Source organism: Mesorhizobium sp. M7A.F.Ca.US.014.04.1.1, from assembly GCF_003998745.1.
GTDB classification, from domain to species: domain Bacteria; phylum Pseudomonadota; class Alphaproteobacteria; order Rhizobiales; family Rhizobiaceae; genus Mesorhizobium; species Mesorhizobium ciceri.
On sequence record NZ_RZRW01000579.1, the window covers coordinates 1 to 3,521 of the forward strand.

Annotated in this window: 5 protein-coding genes; 3 read left to right on the forward strand and 2 right to left on the reverse strand. The window is 64.9% G+C overall.

Features of this window, described 5'->3' with window-relative positions; translation table 11 throughout:
• The 3 genes from mltG to gmk all read left to right on the forward strand — a co-directional run.
• The coding region (mltG, locus tag EOA22_RS27880) for an endolytic transglycosylase MltG (protein ID WP_127390370.1) at positions 1-675 on the forward strand (675 nt) is incomplete at its 5' end.
• 156 nt (positions 676-831) lie between these two features.
• Positions 832-1,722, forward strand: coding sequence for a YicC/YloC family endoribonuclease (locus EOA22_RS27885; RefSeq protein WP_127390371.1), 891 nt, complete (start codon positions 832-834; stop codon positions 1,720-1,722).
• A gap of 3 nt (positions 1,723-1,725) precedes the next feature.
• Positions 1,726-2,382, forward strand: coding sequence for a guanylate kinase (gene gmk, locus EOA22_RS27890; protein WP_013532512.1), 657 nt, complete (start codon positions 1,726-1,728; stop codon positions 2,380-2,382).
• A gap of 48 nt (positions 2,383-2,430) precedes the next feature.
• On the opposite strand, the gene rsmA is transcribed toward gmk, so the two are convergent.
• Positions 2,431-3,270: a 16S rRNA (adenine(1518)-N(6)/adenine(1519)-N(6))-dimethyltransferase RsmA gene (gene rsmA / locus EOA22_RS27895; RefSeq protein ID WP_127390372.1), complete on the reverse strand. Its 840-nt coding sequence runs from the start codon at positions 3,268-3,270 to the stop codon at positions 2,431-2,433.
• A 10-nt stretch (positions 3,271-3,280) separates the two neighbouring features.
• On the reverse strand, positions 3,281-3,521 hold a 241-nt coding region (locus EOA22_RS27900; protein WP_206521343.1), incomplete at its 5' end, for a 4-hydroxythreonine-4-phosphate dehydrogenase PdxA.

A 3,521-nucleotide genomic window follows, 5' to 3' on the forward strand; every position in this document is an offset into this window, starting at 1 on the left:
GACACGCTGCGCTTCACGCGCGGCGCGACACGCCAGCAGATGGTCGACAAGCTGCTTGCGGATCAGAAGAAGCTGGTTGACGATGTCTGGCAGCGGCGCGCGCCGGACCTGCCGCTGGCCAACGTCGAGGAGTTCGTCACGCTGGCTTCGATTGTCGAGAAAGAGACGGGCAAGGGTGACGAGCGTTCACGGGTTGCCGCCGTCTTCCTGAACCGGCTTGCCAAGGGCATGCGCCTGCAATCCGATCCGACCATCATCTACGGGCTGTTCGGCGGCAAGGGAAAGCCGGCGGACCGGCCGATCTACCAGTCGGATATCCAGAAACAGACCCCCTACAACACCTATGTGATCAACGGCTTGCCGCCGACGCCGATCGCCAATCCGGGTCGTGCAGCGCTGGAGGCGGTGGCCAATCCGTCGAAGACCGACGACCTCTATTTCGTCGCCGACGGCACCGGTGGGCACGTCTTTGCCGCGACGCTGGACGAGCACAACGAGAATGTCGCCCGCTATCGCGCTCTGCAGAAGAAGCAGGCGGATGACGTCGCCAAAGCCGCCAAGACGACCGGCGGCGGCGACAGCGATGCCGTCAAGCCGGCGGACGGTGGGCCGGCCGACAGTGGGCCTGCTGACGGTGCCGACGACAGCGGCGGTGACGCGGGCGCTGCCCAGTAGAATGAAGAAAGGCGTTGCCCGACAGGCGACGCCCTGACATTTGCAAGAGCGCCGCGCGTCCGATTTCGACGCGCCTGCGGCGCAGTCATTTTCAAGCCGCACTTGCTCTGTCCGGAAAGCCGGTTCGGGGCAATGTGCCAGGGACGTGTGGGCGATATGAATTTGCAGAGCATGACCGGTTTTGCACGTGCCGTCGCCGAGCACGAAGGCACTTCGATCGCCTGGGAGGTCAAGTCCGTCAACGGCAAGAGCGTCGAAGTACGGCTGCGGCTGCCGCAAGGCTTCGAGCGGTTGGAACCGGCTGTCCGGCAGATACTTCAGCAACGTTTTGCACGCGGCAATTTTCAGGCGACGCTGACCATCGGCCGTGCCGTCGGCGCGCAGGCGCAGCCGGTCGTCAACGAAGCCTTCCTGAAGGACCTGGCCGGGCTCGCCAAGCGGCTGCAGGAGCAGTTCGGCGTTGCTGCGGCGACCTCGGATGGACTGCTGTCGCTGCGCGGCGTGCTCGACATTCCCGAAACTGTCGAAACCGAGGAGGCGAGGGCCGCGCTCGATGCCGCGATCATGGCCGCGCTCGAAGTGGCCTTGAACGGGCTTGAACAGGCACGGCAGGGCGAAGGGGCCGCGCTGGCTTTGCTGCTGTCGGGTCATATCGACACAATCGAGGCGCTGACGCTGCGGGCAGAAGTGGATCCATCCCGCGAGACCGCGGTGATCCGGGAACGCATCGCCGAGCAGGTCAGGCTGCTGATGGACGCTTCCGCCAATTTGGATGCCACCCGACTGCACATGGAGGCCGCGTTCCTGGCCACCAAGGCCGATATTCGCGAAGAGATCGACCGGCTGAAAACGCATGTCGCATCCGGCCGGGCACTGCTGGTGGGCGGCGGCGCGGTCGGTCGCAAGCTCGATTTTCTGGCACAGGAATTTAACCGCGAATCGAATACGCTGTGTTCCAAGTCGAATGCCGCCGCCATCACCGCGATCGGGCTGGACCTGAAGGCGGTGGTCGACCAGTTTCGTGAACAGATCCAGAATCTGGAGTAGCCGATGGTTGCCAAGGATTTGGGGTCCCGCATTCGCCGCCGGGGCCTGATGCTCGTCCTGTCGTCGCCGTCCGGCGCCGGCAAGTCGACGATCGCGCGCAATCTTCTGGAAAGCGATTCCAGCCTCGAACTGTCGGTCTCGGTCACCACCAGGCCGCGCCGCGGCAGCGAGATCGAAGGCGTCCACTATCATTTCCGGACGATGCGCGAATTCGAGCGGCTTCGTGATTCAGACGCGCTGCTGGAGTGGGCCGAGGTGCATGGCAATTGCTATGCGACACCGCGCGAGCCTGCCGAACTGGCGCTGTCTGAAGGGCGCGACATGCTGTTCGACATCGACTGGCAGGGCGCCCAGCAGCTCAAGGAGAAGATGCGCGCCGACATCGTCTCGATCTTCATCCTGCCGCCATCGATGAAGGAGTTGAAGGCACGGCTGAAGCGCCGCGCCGAAGACCAGGAAGCGGTGATCGAAACGCGGTTGAAAAACGCCCGCAACGAGATCGAGCACTGGAAGGAATATGATTTCGTCATCGTCAATGACGACCTCGACCGCGCCTTCGCCGAAGTGCGCGGCATCGTCGTCGCCGAGCGGCTGAGACGCGACCGCCGGCCAGGCCTGTTCGATTTCGTCTCGGGACTGTTGGACGAGAAGACGGGTTGAGGCTGTGAAGCGCCAATCTCCCCCACGAGGGGGCAGATCGGCAGCTTCTTACACCGCGTTTGTCAACCTTACAAACTCCTCGACGCTGAGCGTCTCGGCGCGGCGTGTCGGATCGATGCCGGCGCGGTCGAGCAGGGCCTCGCCGCCGAGGCTCTTAACGCTTTGCCGCAGCATCTTGCGACGTTGGCCGAAGGCGGCTTCTGTGACGCGGCCGAGTTTCTTCACCTCGGTGGGCAGGGGCATCGGGCGCGGCACAAGATGCACCACCGAGGAGGTGACCTTTGGCGGCGGCGTGAATGCCTGTGGCGGTACGTCGAAGGCGATCCTCGCCTCCGTCCGCCAGCCGGCAAGAACCCCCAGCCGGCCATAGCTGTCGCTGCCGGCGGGAGCGACGATGCGCTCGGCCACCTCGCGCTGGAACATCAGAGTCATCGAGGTGTAGAAAGGCGGCCAGTCGCTGGCCGTCAGCCAGCGCACCAGCAGCTCCGTGCCGATGTTGTAGGGCAGGTTGGCCACGATCTTGACCGGGCCGCCATTGCCGGTCGCTCGACCGGCAAGGCCCGTGAAATCCGTCTTCAGCGCATCGCCCGAAACAACCTCCAGCCGGCCGGGATAGTGGCCGGACACTTCGGCAAGAGCAGCCAGGCAACGTTCGTCGCGCTCTATGGCGATCACCTGGCGCGCTCCGTTGGCAAGCAAGGCGCGGGTCAGCCCGCCGGGACCGGGGCCGACCTCGATGACGGTTGCATCGGACAAGTCGCCGGCGGTGCGGGCGATCTTGCCGGTGAGGTTGAGGTCGAGCAGGAAATTCTGGCCGAGCGCCTTCTTCGCCTGCAGCCCATGACGCTCGATCACCTCGCGCAGCGGCGGCAGCCCGTCGATGGTCATGCCCGAGATCTCATGCGGCAACCGCCTTGGTGTTCGTGTCGGCCAGCCGCCGGGCAAGCTTCAGCGCCGCTATCAGGCTGTCGGGCCGCGCCACACCCTTGCCGGCGATGTCGAAGGCCGTGCCGTGGTCGGGCGAGGTGCGGATAAAGGGCAGGCCGAGCGTGACATTGACCGCCTCGTCGAAAGCCAGCGCCTTGGCCGGGATAAGCGCCTGGTCGTGATACATGCAAAGGGCCGCGTCGTAACCAGCC

What these genes read in the sequence shown, in the direction of transcription:
- EOA22_RS27885 (WP_127390371.1), top strand. Translation starts at nt 832, where the DNA reads ATGAATTTGCAGAGCATGACCGGTTTTGCACGTGCCGTCGCCGAGCAC.
- gmk (WP_013532512.1), top strand. Translation starts at nt 1,726, where the DNA reads ATGGTTGCCAAGGATTTGGGGTCCCGCATTCGCCGCCGGGGCCTGATG.
- rsmA (WP_127390372.1), bottom strand. Translation starts at nt 3,270, where the DNA reads ATGACCATCGACGGGCTGCCGCCGCTGCGCGAGGTGATCGAGCGTCAT.